Source organism: Nonomuraea sp. NPDC049714 (assembly GCF_044465295.1).
GTDB lineage: Bacteria > Actinomycetota > Actinomycetes > Streptosporangiales > Streptosporangiaceae > Nonomuraea.
Genome location: NZ_JBITLM010000002.1, coordinates 397,884 through 420,385 on the forward strand (window position 1 = coordinate 397,884; position 22,502 = coordinate 420,385).

The following is a 22,502-nucleotide window of genomic DNA, read 5'->3' on the forward strand; positions in this document are numbered from 1 at the left end:
GGAAATATTGCTTTAGCTTCACCAGCATGCCTATCGTGAGTGCGGGGTTGATCTCGTCGCTCGTCGAAGGGTCATGTCGGATGCCTGTCTCGCTGTTACGACCAGCACTCGCCGTACTCCTGCTCGCCTGCCTGGCCGCGTGCGCCGGAGGTGAAGGGCGGGACGCGGGCAAGCCGGTGCTCGCGGCGGACGCGGCGCTGCCCGTCTCCGTCCCCCGGGGCACCAAACTGATCATCGGAGATCCGCCGACGAAGGTGGCGCTCGAACTCTCCGGTGAGATCGACACGTTCTCGTTCGACATCGAGTGGGCCAACATCAGCGGCGGCCCGCTGACCACCGAGGCGTTCAGAGCCGACGCGCTGGACGTCGGCGCCGTCGCCGACATCCCGCCGCTCCACGCGACCTGGACCGGCCTGCCCGTGAAGATCGTCGCCGCCAGGTTCCGCAAGGACCCGCTCGACCATCCGACCTACGAGCTGGGCATCGCGCCGGGCGTGACCGTCCGGACCCTCGCCGACCTGCGGGGCAAGCGGATCGCCTACAGCCCCGGCCAGGCGCAGGGCGCGCTGGTGCTCCGGGTGCTCACCCGGGCCGGGCTCACCAAGGACGACGTCACCCTGGTGGAGCTGCCGAGCACCGGCGACGTCTACCCGAACGCGCTGGCGTCCAAGCAGGTGGACGTGGCGCCGATCGGGGGCGTCAACATCAAGCGGTACGTCTCCAAGTTCGGCCGGGACGGCGCCACGACCCTCCGCCACGGCCTGCGTGACGATCCGGCCCATCTGTACGTGCGGACCGTCACGCTCCAGGATCCCGCCAAGGCCGCCGCGATCCGGGAGTTCGTCGCGGCCTGGGCGCGGGCCTCCGCCTGGGTCTACGAGCATCCGGAGGAGTGGATCGAGGGCTACTACGTCAAGGACCAGGGCCTGTCCGCCGAGGACGGCCGCTACCTGGTCGACCTGGCGGGCGAGCCGGACATCCCCGCCGACTGGTCCCAGGTCATCGCCAGGCACCAGGAGACCATCGACATCCTCGCCAGGGAGACCGGCAACGAGGCCGTCAAGGCCGTGGACCTTTACGACCTGCGCTACCGGACGGTCGGCGCGGACGCGATCAAGGAGGGTACGTCATGACGCTCGTCACCGCCCGCCCCGTGGCGCCCGCACGGGCGCGGAGCCGCCGCCGTCGCCTGCGGCCGCGCCGCCCGATCAGGGGCGGCTTCCTGGTGGGGCCGGTCCTGCTGCTCGCCTTCTGGGCCGGGGCCTCGGCCTCGGGACTGCTGGACCCCCGGTTCCTGTCGCCGCCGTGGACCGTGGTCACCACCGCGGGCGAGCTGGTGGCGAGCGGCCGGCTGCAGGAGCACCTGCTGGCGTCGGTCCAGCGCGTCGGGCTGGGACTGGCCATCGGCGTCCCGCTCGGCACGCTGCTCGCGCTGGTGTCCGGGCTGAGCCGCTGGGGTGAGGCCGTGATCGACGGGCCGATCCAGATCAAGCGGGCCATCCCGGCGCTCGCGATGATGCCGCTGCTGATCCTGTGGCTGGGCATCGGCGAGGTGATGAAGGTGACCGTCATCATCCTCGGCGTGCTGGTGCCGATCTACATCCACACGCACAACGGGCTGCGCGGCATCGAGAGCCGCTACGTCGAGCTGGCCGAGACCGTGGATCTGCGCCGTGGGGCGTTCGTCCGCAAGGTGGTCCTGCCCGGCGCGCTGCCGGGGTTCCTGCTCGGCATGCGGTTCGCCGTCATGACCGCCTGGCTGTACCTGGTGGTGGCCGAGCTGATCAACTCCACCACCGGCATCGGCTACATGATGGACCTGGCGCGGACGTACGGGCAGACTGACGTGATCTTGGTGGGCATCGTCCTGTACGGCCTGCTCGGCCTCTTCTCCGACGCCGCCGTCCGGCTGGTGGAGAGGAGGGCGCTGTCATGGCGACGGACGTTGGCGAGCTGACCCGCGTACAGGGACTGACGCGCCGCTACGGCGACCGCCTCATCCTGGACCACCTCGATCTGGAGATCGCGCCGGGCGAGTTCGTGGCGCTGCTCGGCCGGAGCGGATCGGGCAAGAGCACCCTGCTGCGCGCCCTGGCCGGGCTGGACGACGACGTGGCCGGGGACGGGCTGGTGGAGGTGCCCGCGCAGATGTCGGTCGTCTTCCAGGACGCCCGGCTGCTGCCCTGGCAGCGGGTGCTCGGCAACGTCATCCTCGGCCTGGACGCGGGCGCCCGGCGAGGCCGGGAGAGCCTGGCGGAGGTCGGCCTCGCCGGGCGCGAGCGGGCCTGGCCGAGCGAGCTGTCCGGAGGCGAGCAGCAGCGGGTGGCGCTGGCCCGATCCCTGGTACGCGAGCCGCGCCTGCTGCTCGCCGACGAGCCCTTCGGCGCGCTCGACGCGCTGACCAGGATCAAGATGCACGGGCTGCTGCGCCGCCTGGTCGAGCGGCATCGCCCCGCCGTGCTGCTGGTCACTCACGACGTGGACGAGGCGATCGCCTTGGCGGACCGCGTCCTGGTGCTGGACTCCGGCCGGATCGCCGCCGAGCGGCGGCTCGGGCCGGGCACGAGCACCACCGACATCCGTACCGATTTGCTGCTGGCCCTCGGCGTGACAGGAGAAGGCGCGTGACACAGCTCCATCTGAACCTTTTCATCTACCCGGCCGGGCACCACGAGGCCGCCTGGCGCTATCACGGAGCCGAGCCGCACCGGGTGCTCGACATCACCTACTACCAGGAGCTCGCCCGGCGGGCCGAGGCGGCCACGTTCGACGCGGTCTTCTTCGCCGACGGGCCCTCACTGCCGGACAACGTCCGGTACGCCAGCCGCTTCCGGCTGGAACCGTTCACCTGGCTGTCCGCCATCGCGGCGGCCACCAGCCACATCGGGCTGATCGCCACCGCCTCCACCACCTACCTGGAGCCGTACAACCTGGCCAGGCTGTTCGCCTCGCTCGACCACCTCAGCCGGGGCCGGGCCGGCTGGAACATCGTCACCACCGGCGCGCCGCAGGCGGCCCAGAACTTCGGGCTCGACGAGCATCCTGCGCACGCCTCGCGGTACGCCAGGGCGGACGAGTTCGTCGAGGTGGTGACGGCGTTGTGGGACAGCTGGGAGGACGACGCGCTGGTCATCGACCAGAAATCCGGCATCTTCGCTGATGACAGGAAAATTCATCCGATCGACCATTCCGGGGACCGGCTGCGCGTCCGGGGACCGCTGAACACGCCGCGCATCCCGCAGGGCAGGCCCGTCTACGTGCAGGCGGGCTCCTCGGAGGACGGCAAGGGCTTCGCCGCCCGCCACGCCGAAGCGATCTTCACGGCGCACCAGACGCTCGCCAACGCCCGCGACTTCTACGCCGACGTGAAGTCCAGGGTCAAGGCGGCCGGCCGCGATCCCGGCCTGGTCAAGGTGTTGCCGGGGATCAGCCCGTTCATCGCCTCCACCGAGGCCGAGGCCCTGGCGCTGCGGGAGGAGTTCAACGAGCTGACCCAGCCCGAGTACTCCATCCAGCAGCTCCGCCAGTTCCTCGGCATCGACCTGTCCGGGTACGACCTGGACGGGCCGGTCCCCCGGGAGGAACTGCCCACGCACGAGCAGCGCGGGTACGGCAGCCGCTTCCAGGTGGTGGTGGACATCATCGACAGGGAGCGGCCGACGATCCGGCAGCTCCTGCACCAGCTGGCCGGAGCCCGCGGGCACTGGGTGACCGCCGGGACGCCCGAGCAGATCGCCGACCGCATGCAGGAGTGGTTCGAGGGCGGGGCGGCCGACGGCTTCAACGTGATGCCGCCCTACCTGAACGGCGGCTTCGACCTGTTCGCCGACGAGGTGGTGCCCATCCTGCGGCGCCGCGGCCTGTTCCGGACGGAGTACGACGGCTCGACCCTGCGCTCGCATTACGGGCTGCCCCGCCCTGCCAGCCAGTACGCCTCACGAGCCGTGGACGCTTGACCTGCCTTCGGCCGGCCGCGCCGAAGAGCTCCCACCGGGCGCAGCCGCCTGTCCGACGGGTCGTGTGACGGGCCGACCGGTGTATCGTTCGCCCTCTGTGGGGCGGGGTTGTCTGACAGACGTCAGTGGGCCTGACTGGAGCCGCACCTGCCCAAGCACGAAGGAGAGCGCGTCGGGTGAGCAGCGTACTGACCATGAGATATTCCCGGAGAAGCATCCGCGGCGGCACTCCGGCGCCGGTCATGGGCATGGTCGACTTCTCCGACGGATCGGGACCCGCCCGGGTGGTCGCGTACGTGGAGCGCGAGCTGCCGCCGGGCGGCATACCCGCATACCTCGCGGCCCGCGGCAGCGGCGCTCGCTCCTTCGTCCTGTGGGCCGACGAGCACCGCCGGGAGCGGGTGGCCACCTTGGTGACCCAGTCAGCCACCGGCGGCGTCGCGACGTTTCAGGCGTTCGGTGCGCACGGTGAGCTCATCGGCACGTTCGTGCGCGAGAAGGCGCTCCGTGGCAGGGGCCTGCGCACCCGCTGGACCGTGACTCAGCCCGGCGGCCCTGACGCGGTGGGCTTCAAGGGCCGGATCGTGTGGTGGTGCCTGTGGTGGCTGTTGCTGCCCATGCAGGTGCTGATCCTCGTGTTCTCCGTTTTCGACAGTGTCCCCGGCAATGAGGGTGGCGTCGCGCGCGGCCCCCGGCGCATCAGGTGGCGCGCGGGTGGTCAGATGCCGCTGGAGTTCAGATCCAGAGGCGACAAGCTGCATGTGCACGCGCCGGGATCGGACTGGCGGCTCGGGGCCGTGCTGATCGTCCTGCTGCGCACCTTCAGTGCCGGCTCGTGGGACTCCGGGAAGACGTGACCGGGCTGACCTTCCCTAGAGCCAGCCGCCGATCGCCGGCGCCCCCGGATGCGGTGCAGGGCCGCGTCCTGTGACCCAGGCTGCCAACTCTGCGGCGGTCCCGTACACCTCAGGGCCCTTCGCGTCACCGGAGCGGAAAGTCGCCTTGGTGTCGGTCGTGATCAGCACGGGCGCATGCTCCTCGCCGCGCCGTTCCCATCGCGTGGTCACGTCAGCGAGCAGCGCGTCCAGCAGGTCCGGCGGGAAGTCCGCGAACCCGCCGCCCGTCCCCAGGTCCACGCCGTGAATCCACACCTCACGGCAGCGCATCCAGACGATCTCCGAGGCGGGCACCACCGCGCCCTGCGCAGTCCGTACCGGAACCTCCCACTGTGACGCCGTCAGGCTGAGCAGGGCCGCGCGGAAGTCGGCGGCGGTCTGCTCGAACAGCGCCACCAGCGCCTCGGGCGGGAGCGTGGCCAGCTCCTCGATCTCGGCGTTGCGCGCCTGCGCGGAGGCGTACATGGGCGTCTCCTCGCCGGTCGCGGCCCAGTGCGCGAGCCGGCCGAGGCCGCGGGCGTTGGCCGCGACGTGCGCCACCACGTGCCGGCGCGTCCAGCCCGGCAGGGCTGAGTCCGCGTAGAGGTCGGCCCCGTCGAAGCGGGCGGCGAAGTAGGCGGTGCCGGCGTCCATCCAGGAGAAATCAGGCATGGTGGCACACCATATCGCCCAGCGCGCCGATGGCCGGGACCCGGGTTCACCGTCGGTCAGGTGAGACGGCGGGCCGCCCAACCGGAGGGTGCGGCGCGATGTCGCCGGGAGGACGGGCCCGCCCGGGTAAAGGTCAGAATCTCGTCGTCCGGGCGGAAAACGGAGAGTGGATCTTGGCCCACACTCTGTGGCCGATCGCATCGTCGCCTTCGTACCCGGCCTGGTCCGCGAGCGCGGCGACGATGGCCAGGCCCCTGCCGTGCTCGGCGATGGTCCGGCACCGGGCGCCGAAGCGGGGAACGCCACCCCAGCCGCAGTCGTAGACCGCGATGGTGATCGTGGCCGTCGTGCGGGTGAGCTCGACGATGAAGGTGCCCCGGGAGCGGCCGCTGCTGCTGTGCTGGACGGCGTTCGCCGCGAGTTCGGCGACGATCTGTTCGGCGTCGTCCTGGCAGGGAGAGTCGAGCAGCAGGAAGCGGGTGAAGTGGCGGGCGGCCGGGACCTGGTCGAAGGTGCCGGGGAAGGTGCGCCGCCAGACCATGCCACCGGGGTGCAGGTCGATCATCGCCTCGACGAGCTCGCGTTTGACGTGGCACGGCTGGTCTTGCTCGCGTTGCCGGGGAATGATCAGGGCGGCGGCGGTGTCAGGCACTGGGGTTTCTCCGTGGGGAAAGAGATCGGTGAGTCACCGAAAGGCTGCACCACCAGGCAGGCCTCCTGAATCCCCACCTCAAGTCTCAAAACCACTCCCGCTGAACTGAGACTGACCTGGGTGAATCCCTCAGCTTTCATGATCGGCACCCCAGCCACTCCCTTCTCGTCGATCTCGCACGCACCCAGCACTATGAGTAATATTTTCATTACTTATAGTAATCGAACTCAGAGTGGAGGTGGTGCGGATGTCCAGCGAGGGCAACCGAGTTCCGCAACCGGCCCGCCTGTGGGGTCAGCGGCTCCGGGAGAAGGGTTTCACCTGGGATCAGATCGCCGAGGTGATCGCGCTCACGCACGACGTGAGCCCGTTGCGGCTGTATCGGCTGGCGCACGGCCGCACCGCCGCCGACGTGGCCGCCCTGGTCAACGACGCCGACCCGGCAGGCACCGCCGCACTTCGCGAGGCACGTCTGTACGACTTCGAGGCGTGGCCTCAAACGGGACGTCGGCCGCCAGCACCCCTGCTCGCGGCCCTGGCCAAGATCTACCAGACCAGCGCGCGCAACCTGGTGCACAACGCGACTCTGGCATCGTACGGAGCCGCAGATCATGAATTGATCGACCAGGCGGACTTTCGCCACGTAGACACTAACCGGATCGCTGCTCCAAGCCGTGTCACCATGGACGAGAGCGCAGCAGTCACCTCCGCTGACACGTCGCTCGTGGACGCCGCAGCGTGCGTTCGGCTGCTGCAGGCCACCGGTGCCGTGGAGGCCGACGTGAAGCGACGCGAGCTGCTCTTCGAACTGGCTTCGGTGTTCGGCGGGAGTCAGGCGCTCAGTCTGCTGCGGGTCCTCACCCCTGACGAAAAAGAGCGCCTGGCCGGGGTGCTGCGCAGCACCTGGCGGATGGACGAGGCCACGGTGCGGACCTTCGAGAAGCTGACGTTGCGGGCTCGGCAGGCCGACGACGTGTCCGGCCCCGCGACGCTGCTGCCGGTGATCAATGGACAGCGAGCGGCAGTCGGCAAGCTCCTCGCCTGCGAGTCGATGGCACCCGGCCTGCGCGACCGGCTCCTCGACACGTACGCACAACTGTCGCAGCTGACCGGTTACCTGACCTACGACCTGTGCGAGTACACGGCGGCCGAACAACCCCTGCTCGACAGCCTGCACGCCGCGCACGACCTCGGGGACCCAACGCTGATCGCCTTCGTGCACTACTGGCTCGGTAGGCTGGCCGCCGACCAGCACCGCACCGCCGCCATTTTCGACCACGCCTTCGCCGTTCAAAGCTGGGCCGCCCGATCTCCGAGTAAGCTACTGGCCCCTCTGCACGAAACACTGTTCTCACTCGCCTATGCGGCTGAGGGCAATACTGCGGCGAGTGCCCGCGCACATGACAACGCGCTCGCGTCGGCCAGAGCGCCAAAGGACAACGAACCGGCGTTCTTGTACTGGGTCTCGCCATCGGAAGTAGAACTCAGGAGAAGCACCTCGCTGGTCCAGCAGAACCAACCCAAACCTGTCATAGCGGCAGCCGAACGGTATCTGACCAGGCTGGACCCCAGACTCAAAGGGCGTCATGCGTGGGTGCTCACCCAATACGCCCGCGCCTTGACCATGACCAAGGAGATCCCCGAAGCCGCCGCCAAGCTGACCGAGGCAGCCAACATCACCCGGCAGCACAGCTCCACTCGCCTGGCCAACGAGATCAACCAAGCCCGAACCCGGCTGGAACCCTGGGCGACCACCACATATGTACGCCAACTGGATGAAACGTTGCGCTCCTCCGGCCTCACTGCGACAGGTCACCCGGCCCAGCGTGGCGATCGCTGACTCAGCGCTTCCCGAACGCCGCGCGGCCGAGGGGCGGGAGGGCCTCGCAGACCCGGAAGAACCTTCGAGTCGCTGATCGCTTCAGCGCGCTGCTGGTGATCGCGGCTTCGGTGTTGCGCACGACCTCGCGGATCGTCTCGAACCCGTGGCGCAGCATGTCCGCCTCGTAGGCGCCCAACGCCCGCAGCAACGGCTCCTCGCCGCGGTCGGCCGCGGTAAGAGCGGCGCAGAGCCGGTGCGCGTCGCGCAGCGCCGTGTTGCCGCCGAGCCCGCCGACCGGCGGCATGTGGTGGACGGCGTCCCCGAGCCCGGTGACACTGCCGGTCTCCCACCGGTCGAGCGGTTCGGCGGCGCTGAACCCGGTCCGGTAGAGGGTGTCCGGGGTCGAGTCGGACAGGAGGCGGCGCAGGTCGGGATGCCACCCGGCCGTCCGCTCGGCCAGCAACTCCCGCAGCGCGGCCGGGTCGTCCTGAGCCTTCGACGTGAAACTCGCCGGAAGGGAGTCGCGGTGCATGATGAACGCCCACAGGACGTAGTCGTCGTCATGCGAGTCCGCCAGCAGGTGTTCCGGGTCGAGCCCGAGCGCGCGCACCCGGTCGCCGAGCCTGGCGGTGATCGACGCGGGATTCTCGCGCCTGCGGAAGATCGCGGTGAACAGGAAGTCCCTGCGCGGCCAGAAGACGTTCCGGCCGGCGAGCAGGTCCGGCAGCCATCGTCGGTTCTCCTCGGTGAGGAACAGCTTGCCGGCGACGGCCGTCGCCGGCAGTTCGGCACGGCCGGCCCCCGGGTGGAGCTGCGCCCACACCCGGGAGTTGACGCCGTCGGCCGCGACGAGCACGTCGGCGGTCGCGGTGGTGCCGTTGGCGAACTTCGCCGTGACCGTCCCGTCGTCCGCCCGTGCGAAGCCGGTGAACTCATGGTCGAAGCGGACCACGTCCTCCAGGCCGGCCAGCAGCAGTTTGCGCAGCGTGACGCGGCTGACCGCGTGCTCGCTGGTCGCGGGGTCCAGCGGATCACGGTCCGGGCCGTCCTGCCCGATGAGGACGAGCGGCCGCATCCGCTCGTCGCGGAAGCCGATCCCGGGCCCTGGGTCGCCGGCGGTGGCCACCAGCAGCTCCCACAGGACGGGTGGCAGGCAGGCGTGCAGGGCAGCGCTCCCGGTCGGCTCGATGTTCAGCCGGAAGCCCTGGAGCCGCGCGTCAGCCGTGCGGTCCCGTTCGTACACGGTGACATTCACGCCGGCTCGCCGCAGACCCTGTGCCAGGCAGAGCCCGCCGATCCCGCCGCCGATCACGGCGACGTTCAATCTCTTCAGGGACATAGGGGGTTCCGCTTTCTGTGGGGGGCGCTTGCTCGTGCCGTCAGGTCTGCTCGGTCGTGTCCGTGAGCTCCGCCAGCAGGCGGTCGTGCCAGGTGACCTCTGTCTCGAGCCGCATCAGGGTGTGGTCGAAGGCCACGGCCTCCAACCTGGTCAGATGGGGTCCGGCCACGGTGCGGAGGTTGCGCCAGAAGTCGAGCTGTGTGGCGTAGGAGTCGCGCCGCTGCTGGGCCGCTGCGCGCAGCTCTTCAGGGCCGATCTCGTCGATGTGCAGGAGCACCAGCTGGATCGGATCCGGCCGGAGACTCGTGTCGGCCAGGGCGGATCTGATCACCGAGACCAGCTCGGCCCGGCCCTTGTCGGTGATTCCGTACACCGTCCGAGCAGGGAGGTTGCCCTCCTGCTCGGTCCGGACCACCTCGACGACGCCCTCTTCCGCCATCCGGCGCAACGCGCCGTACAGCGATCCGGGCTTGATGTCCGCCCACAGCTCGACCCGGTCGATCTGTGCCGCGGCTCGGATCTTGTGCCCGTGCATGGGGCCGCCGTCGGCCAGGGCGCCGAGAATGAAGAGGCGCGTTGCTCGCATGCGAGTACTCAAACACGACTACGTGACTGTACGCAAGCGTGAGTACTCACAGCGGCCAGGACCTCACCACCCGCATCGACCGCGTACCATCGCCTGCGCTCCCCCAGCGCGCGCTCTCACCGGGCTGCAGGCATCCTGAGCCCGCAGCACCAGCCTGCCGCTGCTGCGTAAGGTGGCCGCCTAGGGCATCCACCGACGGTCAGCCGGCCGGTGCGCCCACCTCTTCGAGAGCCGCCGCGCGCCACGCCGCCATCGGGTAGTCGTGCCGCGAGGAAGGCTCCGCGCCGCGGGTCGGCGGGCTCTCCGGGTGCTCGAAGCCGCGATCACCACCATAGGGTGATGATCACGCATTTACTGCGGAACGATCTACGAACGCGACATAAGGAAATTGTAGTGACCTCTGATATCCAGATGATCCCGCTACCCGACGGCACCTCGGCCTGGCGGGTCACCGGCTACGAAGCCGCTCGGCAGGCGCTGTCGGACCGGCGTCTGTCCAAGGTGCTCAGGGCCGAGGAACTCGGCCTTGAGCCGGAGCTCGCCAGTTCGATGTTGCGCATGATGATGTTCCTCGACCCTCCGGACCACACGCGTCTACGCCGACTGATCTCGGCCACGTTCACCGCCCACCGCATCGAGGCTCTGCGCCCGCGCATCGAGCAGCTGACCGCCGGGATGCTCGATGCGATCGCCGCCCACGAGACGGTCGATCTGATCGAGACGTTCGCCTACCCGCTGCCCCTGCAGGTCATCTGTGAGCTCCTTGGTGTGCCGGCCGAGGATCGCGTCGAGTTCCGCGACTGGTCCGCGATCGTGGCTGCCGGGCCGGCCCGGCAGCACGAGATGCCCCAGGCGTTGGAGAGGGTGTTGAAGCGCACCCGGACCCTGCTGGCCGACCGGGCCGCGCATCCCGGCGATGACCTGTTGAGCGGTCTGCTCGCGGCGCGAGAGGAGGGCGATCGACTGTCCGAGGACGAGCTGACGTCGATGGTGTTCATGCTGCTGATCGCCGGCCATGAGACCACTGTCAACCTGATCGGCAACGGCGTGTTCGTCCTGCTCGAAGACCGGGGTCGATGGATCCGGCTCCGCGACGAACCTGAACTGCTGCCGACCGCCATCGAGGAGTTCATCCGGTACGAGTCGCCGATCGCCACCGCGACGCAGCGCAGGACCACTGAGGCGCTCGAGCTCGGCGGTCAGTCCATTCCGGCCGGCTCCCGGGTGATGATCAGCCTGGCGGGGGCCAACCGTGACGAGGCCCATTTCCAGGATGCGGGCGAGCCGCGGCTGGACCGTGCGCCGAACCCGCATCTGGGTTTCGGGCATGGCATCCACTATTGCCTCGGCGCGCCGCTGGCCCGTCTGCAGGCACAGGTCGTGTTCAGCGCGCTGCTGACACGGTTTCCCCACCTGGAACTGGCGGTGCCGGCCGACGAGGTCGGCCGGCGATCCGACTTTCAGCGCGGCGTCACCCGGCTGGCCGTCCGCCTTCACGGTGGTCATTAGCGGTCTCGTGTTCTCACAGCCAGTCGCGCCGCTTGAAGATCACGTACAGGGTGATGCAGACGGCGGCCATGAGGAGGATCGCGAACGGGTAGCCGAAGGCCCAGTGGGTTTCCGGCATGTTGTCGAAGTTCATCCCGTAGATGCCGCCGACCACCGTCGGGGCGAACAGGATGGCCGCCCAGGAGGAGATCTTCTTGACCTCCTCCCCCTGCCGGATGCTGACCTCCGTCATCCGGGCCATCTCGGCGTTCTGGGCCTGGGTGACCAGCGTCGAGTTGACCACCAGGATGTCCTGGAGCTGCTGGCGGAAGGAGGCCACCCGTTCGGCGACCGTGATGACGTGGTCCGCCACGTCCCGCAGGTAGCTCAGCAGCTCCTCGTTGAGGTCGTACTTCTCGGCGCCGGCGATGAACCCGTCGATCAGCCGTACCAGCGGTGTGGTGGCGCGCTGGAACTCGATGACCTCGCCCGACAGCTCGTAGACGCGGCGGGAGACCGACGGGTCGCCGCCGAAGACCTGGGCCTCGATCTCCTCGATGTCCTTCTGCAGCCCGGCCACGACCGGGGCGTAACCGTCGACGACGGCGTCCAGGATGGCGTACAGCACCGCCTGGGGGCCCTGGCGGAGCAGGTCGGGGTCGGACTCCATGCGCTTGCGTACCGCCTGGAGGTCGGGCGCCTCCGCGTGCCGTACGGTGAGCACGAAGTTGGGGCCGACGAAGATGTGCACCTCGCCGAACGCCACCTCCTCGACGTCGTCGAGGTAGCGGGCGGCGCGCAGCACGACGAAGAGCGTGTCGCCGTAGCGGTCGGCCTTGGGCCGCTGCGAGCCCACGATCGCGTCCTCCAGGGCGAGCTCGTGCAGCTCGAACTCCTCGGCGAGCTTGACCAGCTCCCACTCCTTCGGCCGGTAGAGCCCGATCCAGGCCAGGGCGCCGGGCATCTGCTTGAGGCGTTCGAAGGCGTCGGCCAGCGAGCCGGGGTTGTCGACCGCCTTGCCATCCTGGTAGATCGTGTTGTTGATCACGGTCGGCCGGTAAGGCGGCTCTTCGGAGGCGCGTGGATCCATCGAGTGTTCGGGCGCCTCCTCGCGGACCGCGCCACCACGCCTGAGCCCTTTCACCCTGGCCATGCCACCTCCTAGGGACGGAACTGGTTCAGCTCCTGCAACGCTCGGTCGCGGATGGTCTTGCGCCACATCGGGGTCCACCCGAACAGCAGCCCGGCGGGACGGCCCAGCGCCATTTTGGACCAGCGCTTGAAGTCGAACTCCTCGTGATGCCGGACGATCAGGTCGCCGTCGAACCGGAACTGCGCCTCGATCTCGTTGACCACCTCGCGCCCGGTGCTGGCGAAGGTGTAGCGGGCGGTCCGGTGCGCGGTGCCGGAGAAGTCGTCGGCGGTCACCTCACCGTAGGTGACGCGCAGCCCGTTACGCACCCCGAGCAGGAGGCGCCACATCGCCATCACTCTCTCGCGGCCCTCCACCTCCTGGAAGATGGGGTCTCCGAAGCTCACCTCGGGGTGGTAGCAACGCTCCATCGCCGCGAAGTCGGCGCGACTCAGAGCTTCATGGAACGCGCTGATCAGCGCAACGTGCCGTTCGTTCACTTTTCCATCAGATCATGGCCAGGCCGTTGCTCCAGCACACGGCCCTCAACCATTCGTCGCCCAGATCGAGCCGGTCGAGTGCGTGGAGCTGGTGTGCGTACGGGTGCGGAATGGTGGGGAAGTCACTGCCGAGAACCACCTTCCCAGCCAGCCCCAGATCACGCAAAGCGGGACGTAGTTTCGCCGGGAAGTGCATGCCCCGCTCGGCGAAGTCGGTGAAGGCCATCGTGGTGTCCAGCGCCACCCGTTCATAGGTCCGCGCCAGCTCGAAGAACGGGCCGTACTCCGGCATGCCCAGGTGCGCGATCACCACCCGCAGCCGGGGATGCCGGCGCAGCACCTCGCCGATCGGCTCCGGGCCGATCCAGCCGCCCGGCACGGGCACCGAGCTGGCGTGCACCACCACGGGCACGCCCGCGTCGGCCAGCAGCCCCCAGATCTCCGCCAGCGCCGCCTCGCGCGGATCGAAGCCGCCGACCTGCAGGTGCACCTTGAAGATCTTGACGCCGTCATCCAGCGCCCGCCGCACGTAGTCCGCTGCTCCCGGCTCGGGATAGAACGTCGCGGACGGCAGACATCCCGGTGTACGGCGGGCGAAGTCGAGCGTCCAGGCGTTCAGGTCGGCGGCCATGTCCGGCCGATGCGCGTACGCGAGCGCGGGGAAGGCGCGCAGCCCCAGCTCGCGCAGCCGGGTCACCCGCTCCTCCACCGGCCATTCGTACTCGATCTTCCAGCCCTCGCCCATCAGCGGCCCGCCGTGGTTGAAGTGGTGCCAGACCCGGCGCTCCATCCGCTCGGGCAGGAAGTGCACATGCAGGTCGATCAGGCCGGGCAGGCCGAGCGCCCGCCACCAACCTGGAACGTCCGCGTCAGAATGGCGTTCTGTGAGCACAGCCGAGACTTTACCTGGATAGGGTTTCTCCTCGATGGACAAGCTCTGGGATCAGCTGATCGAGGTCCAGTCCGCCCCCGACCCCTGGGTCGTGGGCGGCTCGGCTCTCGCCGCACTCGCGATCGTCACCTTCACCATGTCCTGGCAGCTGACCAGAGGCCTGATCACGATCGCCCACGAGGGCGGCCACGCCGTGATGGCCCTGCTCACGCGGCGCAAGTTAGAGGGCATCCGGCTTCACTCCGACACCTCCGGGGTGACGCTCACCCGGGGCAGGCCCAACGGGCTCGGCATGGTGCTGACCGCGCTCGCCGGCTATCTGGCGCCCTCGCTGCTCGGGCTGGCCGCCGCCTGGCTGACCGACCAGGGGCGGATCACGCTCCTCATCTGGAGCATGCTGCTCTTCCTGGTCTGCATGCTGCTGCTGATCCGCAACCTGTACGGCGCGCTGATCCTGCTGGTGACGGGCGGCGCGGTGTTCGCGGTGTCGATGTACGCGCCCGCCGAGGTGCAGCAGGTGGTGGCCCTGGTCGTGGTCTGGTTCCTGCTGTTCGGCGGCATCCGGCCGATCTTCGAGCTGCAGCGCAAGCGGCGCAGACGGCAGGCCCGCGACTCCGACGCCGACCAGCTCGCCAGGCTGACGTTCCTGCCCGGCGGGTTCTACGTGTTCTTCTTCCTGCTGGTCGGGGTGGGCTCGGTGGTCGCGGGCGCGTACCTGATGAACCCCCTCTAAGAGGGGAACCTCTCCGGCATGGCTCGAACGGCTCACTCGCCTTCGGAGAGGAACTGCGGCGACACCCCCTCGAACACGTAGTCGTCCGGCAGGTCCAGGTAGAACAGTTCCGACTCGCTACGCTCCTGATGCAGCCGCCAGTAGGCGTCCGCGATCACATCAGGCTCCGATTTCGGACTGCCCTGGCCGATGAACGCGCCCAAGGCCACGTGCGCGGCATACACGCCGCGCTCGGCGACCGATGCGTGCAGATTGAGGATGAAATTGCGCAGGCCCGCCGTAGCCACCTGAACGTTCGCCACCTCGGGCACGATCATGGGTCCGGAGCCGGCGCCGGTGGTGGCCAGAATGGTGCCGCGACCGCGCCGCAACATCCCCGGTAGCACCTGCCCCACCGCCGTCACGCCGCCGTAGACGTACATCTCCATCTCCGCCACGATCGACTCGACCGTGAGTTGCGACGCCTCCACGATCGGCCGGGCGGCGAAGTCCGCGGGCGACGGCCCCGGAGAATACTCCAGCACGTCGATCGTGCCGAAGTGATCCTCGGCGGCGGCCAGAGCGTCACGCAGCCCCGGACGGTCCGTCACGTCGGCCGGGAAGGCGGCTGCCCGGACCCCGGTCTCGGTCAGCTCGACGACCATCTTCTCGAGGGTCGTCCGGCTGCGCGCGATCAGGGCGACATCGAAGCCCTCGCGGGCGAAGCGGTGCGCGATCGCTCGGCCTAACTGGGGTCCCGCTCCCACGATGGCGATGGTGCTCATACTCGTTCTCCCCCGTGCTGTTGACTTCTTTGACACTGTGCTTCAAAGCGGTTGATCGCGGTCATGCTAGTCCAGAGATCTGCGTACTCGATGAATCCCCTCTAACTGCGAAATTTCCCACTAAACTCTCCTGTGACAGGGGGGAAGGTCGTGCTGCCAGGGGACGCGCCCGGTTACCGGGTGCTCGATCAGGCGGGCCAGGGCGGGTTCGCCGTCGTCTACCGCGCCCACCAGGAACGCCTCGACCGGATCGTCGCGCTCAAGGTGCTGTCGGTCGACCGGGTCGACCAGCGGACCATGCGCAGATTCCAGCGGGAGTTGCAGCTCACCGGACGGCTGACCGGCCACCCGAACGTCGTCACCGTCTTCGACACCGGCGTGACGCGCTCCGGCAAGCCGTACATCGCCATGGACTTCTTCGAGAACGGCACCCTGCGCGACAAGCTGCGCAACGAGGGCCCGTTCCCCGTTCCCGACGTGCTGCGGGCGGGCGTCAAGCTGGCCGGCGCGCTCGCCGCCGTGCACGAGGCCGGCGTCCTGCACGGCGACATCAAACCGCAGAACATCCTCATCTCCAGGTACGGCGAGCCGGCCGTCGCGGACTTCGGCGTGGCCAGGGTCGTCGACTCGGCCGAGATCTCCGCGACCTCACACGCGTTCACCCCGCTGCACGCCGCCCCCGAGGTCGTGACCGGGCAGCCGCACTCCACGTCCACCGACATCTACTCGCTCGGCTCGACCCTCTACCACCTGCTGGCGGGCCAGCCCGCCTTCCACAGCCCCACGGACCCGTCGATCGCGCCGCTCATGTACCGGGTGCTCAGCAACGCCCCGCCCCCGATCAACCGGGGCGACGTGCCGCCGGTGGTTGCCGAGAGCATCCTGCGCGCCATGGCCAAACAGCCCGATCAGCGGTACGGCTCGGCCAGGGCGTTCGCGCAGCGGCTGCAGCAGGTGCAGGCGGAGCTGGGGCTGCCGGTCACGGACCTGATCGGCCAGGAGATCACCCCCGGCCGACCGCTCCCCGCGAACCCGTACGTCCCGGCAGGAGAGTCGCCGCCGGCCCCCACGTCCTTCCCGGTGGCGACCCCGTACACCGGGCCGACGCAGGCCTCGCCGGCGGGTCCGTCCGCGCCGGTGGCCGCCGGTTACGGCCATCTCGCGGCGAAGCCGGGTGGGCGGGCGCCGGGGCTGAAGGCCAGGGTGATGATCGGGACGGCCGTCGCCGCCGTGGCCGTCGCGGGCACGGTGCTGGCCGTCTGGCTGTCGAGGCAGCAGGCCGGCCCGCCGGTGGCCGATCCCACGGCGAGCGTGCCGGCCGCGTCGCAGCGGGCCACCGAGGACCAGGCCCCCGCCGAGGTCGACAAGGGGAAGGTCGCCGCGCTGGCTCCCCGGAGGGTGCGGGTGGCAGCGGACCAGGGCACGCTCGTCGAGCTGAGCTGGGCGCTGCCGGCCGGGGCGCGCCGCTACCCGGTCGTGGTGCAGCGTTCGCCGGTCGAGCGGGACGGGCAGGCCCTCACCCCGCTGGAGGCGGGCACCACCTCCACCCGGCTGGCAGGACTCGACCCCGGCACGGGCTACTGCTTCGTCGTCGGCGTACCGCTGAACATCGGCGAGAACAGCACGGTCGCCTGGTCGAAGCCCACGTGCATCAGAGGAGCGGTCCCCAGGAAGTCCGGCTAGCCACCGAATCCGCCCTTATGGGCTGCTCTGTGCTTCCCGTGCCAGGGAACCGGGCCGGAACGGCACGTCGGGACGGCAGGCCGCTAGCTCAGGAACCGGCGGACGTCCTCGATCTCGTCGTCGAGCGAGCCGGGGACGGGCTCGGCGAACGGCATCACCGTCACCTCGGCGCCCTTCCGGCTCCACACGCCCTTGATCTCACCGCCGACGATGATGACGGGTCTCAGGACGCCCCCGCCGGGGAACACGGTGCGGGCGTGCTCGGCGGCCAGGATCGGGTCCCGGCTCTGCCAGCCCAGCAGGTACTCGTCGAACGCCGGAGCGAGCCGCACCATCGGTCCCCGCCCTGCGGCAGGCGGCTCGGAGGCGGTGGCAGACGGGCCGGAGGCGGCGGCACACGGCTCGGAGGCGGCGGCAGGCCGCTTCCGGACGGCGGTGGCCAGGCGCCAGGCGGTGCGGGCGTCGCCCAGGGACAGGCCCGACCAGGCGGCCAGGTCCTCGGGCTCGGACGGCTGGTGGGCGCGGCGGTAGCGCAGGGCCAGCTCGGCCAGGGCGCGTTCCCTGTCGCGCTCGGCGGCGATCGGGGCGCCGAGCCAGTCGGCGGCGTGCACGTACGTCGGCTTGCCGCCGCGCGGCGGGCCGAGCACGGCCAGGCCGTGGTGGGCGGCCAGGGCGACCAGGTGCACGACACCCTGGCCGTGGGCGCGGCCCGCCAGCCGCTCCGTCAGCTCGGCCTTGGTGAGCGGGCCCTGGCCGGCGAGCGCGCGGTCGATGAGCGGGAGCAGGTCGTCGCCCGTGACGCCCTCCTGGGCGAGGCGGCGCAGGGTGGCGGTGTCGCGCCTGGTGAGCGCGTGCAGCCAGGGCAGGTCGTCGACGTGCGTGAAGTGCAGGGTGCCGCGCGGGCCCCAGGTCCTGACGATCTCACGAGCCTGCCAGGCCGACTCCACGTCGGCCCGGGTGAGCGTGGCCGAGCGCGCGCGGAAGGCCAGGTAGGCGGAGGGGATGTCCTGCGCCTGCATGGCCGCCAGGCGCCGGACGACATCCCCGGCGCCGTGACCGGGGGGACGATGGAGAAGCTGGGCCTCGACGCTGCGCATACCCCCGATCATGCCGCCCTGCCTCGGCCACCGACTCAGCGCCCCGGGCATGGCTCGTCAGCGCAGGAGCAGGCGTTTGCGCAGGCGGGTGGGGAGCGGGGTTCTGGTGCGTACCGCTCGGCGTACGGCGTCGCTGTGGCGCCAGGCCTCGTCTGCCGCCTGCGGTGAGATGTCCTCCGGAGCGTAGCGGGCGAAGTTGCAAATATCGGCTAATGCCTTGAGATAGGGGAAGATGTCGCCTGGCTGGCGGGTGACGACGTCCTCGGCCGTCAGCGCCCGTTCCGCCCTGAGGCCGAGGTCGTCGCACGTCTGCGCCCACGCGCCGAGAACCCTCGCCCCCGCGCCCGAAACGTTCCTGCGGGCGCGCCTGCGCCACCACGGCAAGATGATCGTCAGCGCGCCGTACACCAGCACGATCCCGCCGCCCACCGCGGCAAGGATGATCCAGACAGGCGGCCCGGACGGGGGCTCGCCGGCGCCGGCGTCCGGACGCTGTGACGCCTTGGGCCGGCCGGCTCCGCCCTTGGTGAACTCGCCCTGCAGCTCCTCGCTCTCCTTGATGGCCGAGGACACCACGTCATGGTCGTCCTTGGAGCCGCTGCGGCCCGGCGTCGGATAGAACGGCCGCCAGCCCAGCTTGTCGAACTTGATCTCCGCCCACGCCATCACATGTCCCGACTTGACGTGATAGACCCCATCGACGGCCTGCCCGGGGCGGAACCCCACCACCACCCGCGACGGCAGCCCCAGCGTCCTGGCCATCAGCGCGAACGCCGACGCGAACTGCTCCGACGTCCCCATGCGCGTCGTCTCCAGGAAGAACTCCAGCCCCTTGAGCGAGTGTCCTGGCGGCGCGGTGACGTCATAGCCGGCGTTGGCGCGCAGGTAGCTCTGCAGCCGGTACGCCTGCTTGATCGGCAGGTCCGCACCCTTGGTCGCCTCCTGGGCCAGCTCGCGGAACAGCTTCTCCTGCGGCCCCGCCGGGAAGGTGGTCAGCGCCGGCTCGTCGACCGGGGTGGCGGCGAGCAGGTCCGCCTTCGACGGCTTGGCCACCCGAGAGGTCACCTGGTAGCCGAACCCCTTGCCCGCCTTCCCGTCGACCAGCAGCGAGCCGCTGTCCGGGTCCACCACGAGCCCGCGTACCCCGCCGACCTCCACCGGCCGCTCCGCGGCGGGCAGCCAGGTGCCGGGCAGCCCGCGGAACGTCACCGTCTGCCGCACGGTCTCCGCCTCGCCCGTCCACTCGCCGTCCGGCACCCGCCCGCCGGTCGGCTGGAAGCGCCCGCCGGACGTCCAGCGCACGCCGTCGTACCGATCGAGTACGGCCAGCCGCCAGTTGAGCGGTTTGTCCGCCTTGACGGTGAAAAGTTCCCGGTCGGGGATCTGCAGCCAGGCCGACACGCGGTCGAGCGGGCTGACGCTGTCGACGCGTTTGGGAGGCGGCTGCTCGGCGTCCTGACGAGGGTTGTACGGCTCCGCGGCGATGGGGAGAAGGGGGCCGACGAGCAGGGCGAGGGCCGTCAGCGCGGCGGCGGCGGGCACTCCCGCGAGCAGCCAGAGCGCCGGCCGCCCGTCCCTGACCAGCGCCAGGGCCACGACGAGGACCAGTACGGCGCCGGCGACGGGCAGGTTGGAGCCGGTGCCGTCCACCCCGAACAGCAGCGCCACCCCGAACACCGCCAGGGCCGGCACCGCGGCGGCGATCTTGGTGCGGGTGCGGGTGAGCACCTCGGCCCCGATGGTGGCGGCGGCCCAGACGAGCGTGTGCACCAGGATGAGCAGCCGCGGCTCCGGCTGGGCGGGCAGCAGGGTGGTGAGCAGCGCCTGCCAGGAGTCGGCCAGGTCCACCACCACTGCGGGGGCGAGCCCCTGGTAGAGCGGGACCGTTCCGGCGATCCACACCAGCACGTCGAGCAGCAGCGCCAGCCAGAGGGGCCGCCGCCAGGTGAACGCGGCCACCACGGCCGGGCCCACGGCGGCGGGCACCACGGCCACGAGCAGCTCCGCGCCGGGAAACACCCGGTGAAACCCCCACCCGGCCACCCCAGCGACCCCCGCCACCAGCGCGACCCCCACCAGCCGCCGCCACAACGCTTCCGCCCCCGAGCGCCCATCCCCCTCACCCACCGGTACGGAGCCCACCGGAGGAGGGGCCGTAGCCATACCCGGCGCACCCGGCAAGCCGCCCGGAGGACCGGCTGCGGGCGGGCCTGGGGTGGGTGGAGGGGTGGGTCGGGTCATCGGGGGCCCCAGATCAGTGGGAGGTCGTCCAGGTTGGTGATGGGGACGAGGGTCACTCCGGGGGCGGTAACTGGATTTGTCCCGACGTATATGCATACGACCCGGTCGAAGCGGCGGCGGACACCCGCGGCTCGGCCCGCCTCGGCGGGGTCGGCCGTGACCAGGACGAGCGAGCCGCCGCCCCGGGCCAGCCGCATCGCCTCGGCGACGCCCGCCGTGCCCGGACCGACGAGAGCCAGCCGGTCGAGCACGCTCTCGGCGTCGGCCTTCGTCTCGGCCACCGGTCCCTCGCCCGTGACCACCCGGACGGGGAAGCCGGCCCCGGCGGCGGCCACGGCGACCGAGGCGGCCGCATCGACCGCGAGCTCGGTGAGCCCGCGGGTGTCGAGCACGACCGTCGTGGTGGGCAGGCTGGCGTCGATCAGCTGGCGGACCATGAGCGTCCCGGTGCGGGCGCTGGAGCGCCAGTGGACGTGGCGCAGGTCGTCGCCGACGACGTACTCGCGCAGTGTGTGGAAGGTGACCGTGCCGCTGGGGGCGTTGTCGCTGGTGGGCCCCTCCAGATGGTGCGCCTTGCCGGACGGCGGCACGGCCAGGGTGACCGTACGGGGACGGACCAGGAGCGTCGCCGCCGCACCGTACTCCCTGATCTTGCGGGTGAGGCCGAGCGGGTCCGCGCGGACCAGCAGGAGCGGGCCGACCGGGATGTCGCCGCGGGTCCGCGTGGGCAGCGGATAGGAGACGGTACGCGTGCCGCGCCGGGGCACGCGGGGTAGGTCGACGGTGTGCTCGGCGGCGCCGATCCGGTCCCTGGCGCGCAGCCCCGTCAGCGCCCGGCGGCCGAGGTTGCGGACGTGCAGGACCGCCACGGCGGCGTCGCCGCGCGGCACCTTGCCCGGCGTCACCTCGCGCCGCACCTCCAGCCGGGGCTTGGGCGCGGTCCAGAGCAGCGCGGCGGCCAGCGCGAGCAGGCCGCCGGTGGCCAGCACGACGGGCTCGGGGTAGCCGAGCGCGAACCCGGCCGCGTACAGGATCACGGAGCCGGCGAGCGTGCCCCAGCCGAGCGGCGTCAGCACTACGCCGCCTGGGGCACGGGCATCCCGGCGAGCAGCTCGCCGAGCACGTTCGCCGCGGTGACGTCGCGCAGCTCGGCCTCGGGGGTGCGGATGAGCCGGTGCGCCAGCACGGGCACGGCCAGCGCCTTGACATCCTCGGGCACCACGTAGTGCCGCCCCGCCGCCGCGGCCTTGACCCTGGCGGCGCGCAGCAGCGCGAGGCTGCCGCGCGGGCTGGCGCCGAGCCGCAGGTGCGGGCTGTGCCGGGTGGCCGCGCAGAGCGCGACGATGTAGTCGTAGACGGGGTCGGCGACGTGGATCCGGGTGGCGAAGTCGATCATCCCGGCCACGTCGGAGGCGCGGGCCACCACCGGCAGCCGGTCCACCTGCGGCCCCGACGGCATGCCCTTGAGCACCTCGACCTCCGACACGTGATCGGGGTAGCCGACGGAGATCTGCATGAGGAACCGGTCCAGTTGCGCCTCCGGCAGCGCGTAGGTGCCGTCCATGTCGACCGGGTTCTGGGTGGCCACCACCAGGAAAGGCCTGGGCACCGGATGCGGCTCGGCGTCCACGGTGACCTTGCGCTCCTCCATGACCTCCAGCAGCGCGGACTGGGTCTTCGGGGAGGCGCGGTTGATCTCGTCGGCGAGCACGATGTTGGCGAACACCGGCCCCTGGTGGAACTCGAACTTCTGGTGCGCCTGGTTGAAGATCGACACGCCGGTGATGTCGCTGGGCAGCAGGTCGGGGGTGAACTGGATGCGCCCCCACTCGGCGTCGACGCTGGCCGCGATGCAGCGGGCCAGGGTCGTCTTCCCGGTGCCCGGCACGTCCTCGATGAGCAGGTGCCCCTCGGCGAACATGCACACCAGGGCCAGCTCGACGGCCTCCCGCTTGCCGCGGATGACCTGCTCGATGTTGGCCGCGAGCATCTGGAAGCGCTGGGCGAACTGCCCGGCGAGCGCCGCGGGCTGCTGGGTCTGCTCGTAGGCGTACTGCGTCACGCTGAGTC

At 70.5% G+C, this 22,502-nt stretch carries 21 protein-coding genes; 9 read left to right on the forward strand and 12 right to left on the reverse strand.

From position 1 onward, the window contains the following. Positions 1–80 precede the first annotated feature (80 nt). From ACIBQX_RS08770 to ACIBQX_RS08790, 5 genes are all read left to right on the forward strand, one after another. The gene (locus tag ACIBQX_RS08770; RefSeq protein ID WP_397002189.1) at positions 81–1,133 is read left to right on the forward strand and encodes an ABC transporter substrate-binding protein; all 1,053 of its coding nucleotides are present in this window, start codon (positions 81–83) and stop codon (positions 1,131–1,133) included. Then, positions 1,130–1,957, forward strand: a complete 828-nt coding sequence (locus ACIBQX_RS08775) for an ABC transporter permease (protein ID WP_397002191.1) — start codon at positions 1,130–1,132, stop codon at positions 1,955–1,957. The genes ACIBQX_RS08770 and ACIBQX_RS08775 overlap by 4 nt, the downstream gene beginning before the upstream one ends. Next, positions 1,933–2,628 (forward strand): ABC transporter ATP-binding protein, encoded by a 696-nt coding sequence (locus ACIBQX_RS08780; protein WP_397002193.1) that lies wholly within the window; start codon positions 1,933–1,935, stop codon positions 2,626–2,628. Before ACIBQX_RS08775 ends, ACIBQX_RS08780 begins: the two co-directional genes overlap by 25 nt. Then, positions 2,625–3,956, forward strand: a complete 1,332-nt coding sequence (locus tag ACIBQX_RS08785) for an LLM class flavin-dependent oxidoreductase (RefSeq protein WP_397002195.1) — start codon at positions 2,625–2,627, stop codon at positions 3,954–3,956. Before ACIBQX_RS08780 ends, ACIBQX_RS08785 begins: the two co-directional genes overlap by 4 nt. Positions 3,957–4,132: 176 nt before the next feature. Next, a complete protein-coding gene (locus ACIBQX_RS08790) occupies positions 4,133–4,813 on the forward strand; it encodes a hypothetical protein (protein WP_397002197.1) in 681 nt (226 codons plus the stop codon). Between the two features lie 15 nt (positions 4,814–4,828). Here the strand turns inward: ACIBQX_RS08790 and ACIBQX_RS08795 are convergent, their stop codons facing one another. Together ACIBQX_RS08795 and ACIBQX_RS08800 are read right to left on the reverse strand one after the other, a co-directional pair. After that, complete coding sequence (locus tag ACIBQX_RS08795; protein WP_397002199.1) at positions 4,829–5,503, reverse strand: maleylpyruvate isomerase family mycothiol-dependent enzyme; 675 nt, start codon at positions 5,501–5,503, stop codon at positions 4,829–4,831. Between the two features lie 133 nt (positions 5,504–5,636). Beyond that, complete coding sequence (locus tag ACIBQX_RS08800; protein ID WP_397002201.1) at positions 5,637–6,155, reverse strand: ATP-binding protein; 519 nt, start codon at positions 6,153–6,155, stop codon at positions 5,637–5,639. A gap of 247 nt (positions 6,156–6,402) precedes the next feature. Between ACIBQX_RS08800 and ACIBQX_RS08805 the strand changes: the two genes are divergently transcribed. Further along, entirely contained in the window at positions 6,403–7,995 is a 1,593-nt protein-coding gene (locus ACIBQX_RS08805) for a hypothetical protein (RefSeq protein ID WP_397002203.1), read from the forward strand. Position 7,996: 1 nt separating this feature from the next. Here ACIBQX_RS08805 and ACIBQX_RS08810 read toward each other — a convergent pair whose 3' ends face one another. Further along, positions 7,997–9,316 carry an FAD-dependent oxidoreductase gene (locus tag ACIBQX_RS08810; protein ID WP_397002205.1) on the reverse strand — a complete coding sequence of 440 codons (1,320 nt, stop codon included), beginning with the start codon at positions 9,314–9,316 and terminating at the stop codon, positions 7,997–7,999. Positions 9,317–9,356: 40 nt separating this feature from the next. Continuing rightward, positions 9,357–9,902 carry a PadR family transcriptional regulator gene (locus tag ACIBQX_RS08815; RefSeq protein ID WP_397002207.1) on the reverse strand — a complete coding sequence of 182 codons (546 nt, stop codon included), beginning with the start codon at positions 9,900–9,902 and terminating at the stop codon, positions 9,357–9,359. A 339-nt stretch (positions 9,903–10,241) separates the two neighbouring features. Between ACIBQX_RS08815 and ACIBQX_RS08820 the strand changes: the two genes are divergently transcribed. Next, positions 10,242–11,411 (forward strand): cytochrome P450, encoded by a 1,170-nt coding sequence (locus tag ACIBQX_RS08820; RefSeq protein ID WP_397003829.1) that lies wholly within the window; start codon positions 10,242–10,244, stop codon positions 11,409–11,411. Positions 11,412–11,424: 13 nt separating this feature from the next. Here ACIBQX_RS08820 and corA read toward each other — a convergent pair whose 3' ends face one another. From corA to ACIBQX_RS08835, 3 genes are read right to left on the reverse strand one after another with little or no spacing between them, the layout of a single operon-like run. Beyond that, positions 11,425–12,543 carry a magnesium/cobalt transporter CorA gene (gene corA / locus ACIBQX_RS08825; RefSeq protein ID WP_397002209.1) on the reverse strand — a complete coding sequence of 373 codons (1,119 nt, stop codon included), beginning with the start codon at positions 12,541–12,543 and terminating at the stop codon, positions 11,425–11,427. An 8-nt stretch (positions 12,544–12,551) separates the two neighbouring features. Next, positions 12,552–13,022 (reverse strand): nuclear transport factor 2 family protein, encoded by a 471-nt coding sequence (locus ACIBQX_RS08830; RefSeq protein ID WP_397002211.1) that lies wholly within the window; start codon positions 13,020–13,022, stop codon positions 12,552–12,554. A 7-nt stretch (positions 13,023–13,029) separates the two neighbouring features. Further along, positions 13,030–13,914, reverse strand: a complete 885-nt coding sequence (locus ACIBQX_RS08835) for an amidohydrolase family protein (protein WP_397002213.1) — start codon at positions 13,912–13,914, stop codon at positions 13,030–13,032. A gap of 34 nt (positions 13,915–13,948) precedes the next feature. Between ACIBQX_RS08835 and ACIBQX_RS08840 the strand changes: the two genes are divergently transcribed. Next, entirely contained in the window at positions 13,949–14,647 is a 699-nt protein-coding gene (locus ACIBQX_RS08840) for a M50 family metallopeptidase (protein WP_397002215.1), read from the forward strand. A gap of 32 nt (positions 14,648–14,679) precedes the next feature. Here the strand turns inward: ACIBQX_RS08840 and ACIBQX_RS08845 are convergent, their stop codons facing one another. Beyond that, positions 14,680–15,411: an SDR family NAD(P)-dependent oxidoreductase gene (locus ACIBQX_RS08845; protein WP_397002217.1), complete on the reverse strand. Its 732-nt coding sequence runs from the start codon at positions 15,409–15,411 to the stop codon at positions 14,680–14,682. A 132-nt stretch (positions 15,412–15,543) separates the two neighbouring features. Between ACIBQX_RS08845 and ACIBQX_RS08850 the strand changes: the two genes are divergently transcribed. Then, positions 15,544–17,094, forward strand: coding sequence for a protein kinase (locus ACIBQX_RS08850; protein WP_397002219.1), 1,551 nt, complete (start codon positions 15,544–15,546; stop codon positions 17,092–17,094). An 83-nt stretch (positions 17,095–17,177) separates the two neighbouring features. Here the strand turns inward: ACIBQX_RS08850 and ACIBQX_RS08855 are convergent, their stop codons facing one another. From ACIBQX_RS08855 to ACIBQX_RS08870, 4 genes are all read right to left on the reverse strand, one after another. Next, the gene (locus ACIBQX_RS08855; RefSeq protein WP_397002221.1) at positions 17,178–18,191 is read right to left on the reverse strand and encodes a winged helix DNA-binding domain-containing protein; all 1,014 of its coding nucleotides are present in this window, start codon (positions 18,189–18,191) and stop codon (positions 17,178–17,180) included. A 57-nt stretch (positions 18,192–18,248) separates the two neighbouring features. Then, complete coding sequence (locus ACIBQX_RS08860) at positions 18,249–20,354, reverse strand: DUF3488 and transglutaminase-like domain-containing protein (protein WP_397002223.1); 2,106 nt, start codon at positions 20,352–20,354, stop codon at positions 18,249–18,251. A gap of 74 nt (positions 20,355–20,428) precedes the next feature. Then, positions 20,429–21,508 carry a DUF58 domain-containing protein gene (locus ACIBQX_RS08865; RefSeq protein ID WP_397002225.1) on the reverse strand — a complete coding sequence of 360 codons (1,080 nt, stop codon included), beginning with the start codon at positions 21,506–21,508 and terminating at the stop codon, positions 20,429–20,431. Then, complete coding sequence (locus ACIBQX_RS08870) at positions 21,508–22,494, reverse strand: AAA family ATPase (RefSeq protein WP_397002227.1); 987 nt, start codon at positions 22,492–22,494, stop codon at positions 21,508–21,510. Before ACIBQX_RS08870 ends, ACIBQX_RS08865 begins: the two co-directional genes overlap by 1 nt. Positions 22,495–22,502 lie beyond the last annotated feature (8 nt).

What these genes read in the sequence shown, in the direction of transcription:
- ACIBQX_RS08770 (WP_397002189.1), top strand. Translation starts at nt 81, where the DNA reads ATGCCTGTCTCGCTGTTACGACCAGCACTCGCCGTACTCCTGCTCGCC.
- ACIBQX_RS08775 (WP_397002191.1), top strand. Translation starts at nt 1,130, where the DNA reads ATGACGCTCGTCACCGCCCGCCCCGTGGCGCCCGCACGGGCGCGGAGC.
- ACIBQX_RS08780 (WP_397002193.1), top strand. Translation starts at nt 1,933, where the DNA reads ATGGCGACGGACGTTGGCGAGCTGACCCGCGTACAGGGACTGACGCGC.
- ACIBQX_RS08795 (WP_397002199.1), bottom strand. Translation starts at nt 5,503, where the DNA reads ATGCCTGATTTCTCCTGGATGGACGCCGGCACCGCCTACTTCGCCGCC.
- ACIBQX_RS08805 (WP_397002203.1), top strand. Translation starts at nt 6,403, where the DNA reads ATGTCCAGCGAGGGCAACCGAGTTCCGCAACCGGCCCGCCTGTGGGGT.
- ACIBQX_RS08810 (WP_397002205.1), bottom strand. Translation starts at nt 9,316, where the DNA reads ATGTCCCTGAAGAGATTGAACGTCGCCGTGATCGGCGGCGGGATCGGC.
- ACIBQX_RS08815 (WP_397002207.1), bottom strand. Translation starts at nt 9,902, where the DNA reads ATGCGAGCAACGCGCCTCTTCATTCTCGGCGCCCTGGCCGACGGCGGC.
- ACIBQX_RS08820 (WP_397003829.1), top strand. Translation starts at nt 10,242, where the DNA reads ATGATCACGCATTTACTGCGGAACGATCTACGAACGCGACATAAGGAA.
- corA (WP_397002209.1), bottom strand. Translation starts at nt 12,543, where the DNA reads ATGGCCAGGGTGAAAGGGCTCAGGCGTGGTGGCGCGGTCCGCGAGGAG.
- ACIBQX_RS08840 (WP_397002215.1), top strand. Translation starts at nt 13,949, where the DNA reads ATGGACAAGCTCTGGGATCAGCTGATCGAGGTCCAGTCCGCCCCCGAC.
- ACIBQX_RS08845 (WP_397002217.1), bottom strand. Translation starts at nt 15,411, where the DNA reads ATGAGCACCATCGCCATCGTGGGAGCGGGACCCCAGTTAGGCCGAGCG.
- ACIBQX_RS08855 (WP_397002221.1), bottom strand. Translation starts at nt 18,191, where the DNA reads ATGCGCAGCGTCGAGGCCCAGCTTCTCCATCGTCCCCCCGGTCACGGC.
- ACIBQX_RS08860 (WP_397002223.1), bottom strand. Translation starts at nt 20,354, where the DNA reads ATGGCTACGGCCCCTCCTCCGGTGGGCTCCGTACCGGTGGGTGAGGGG.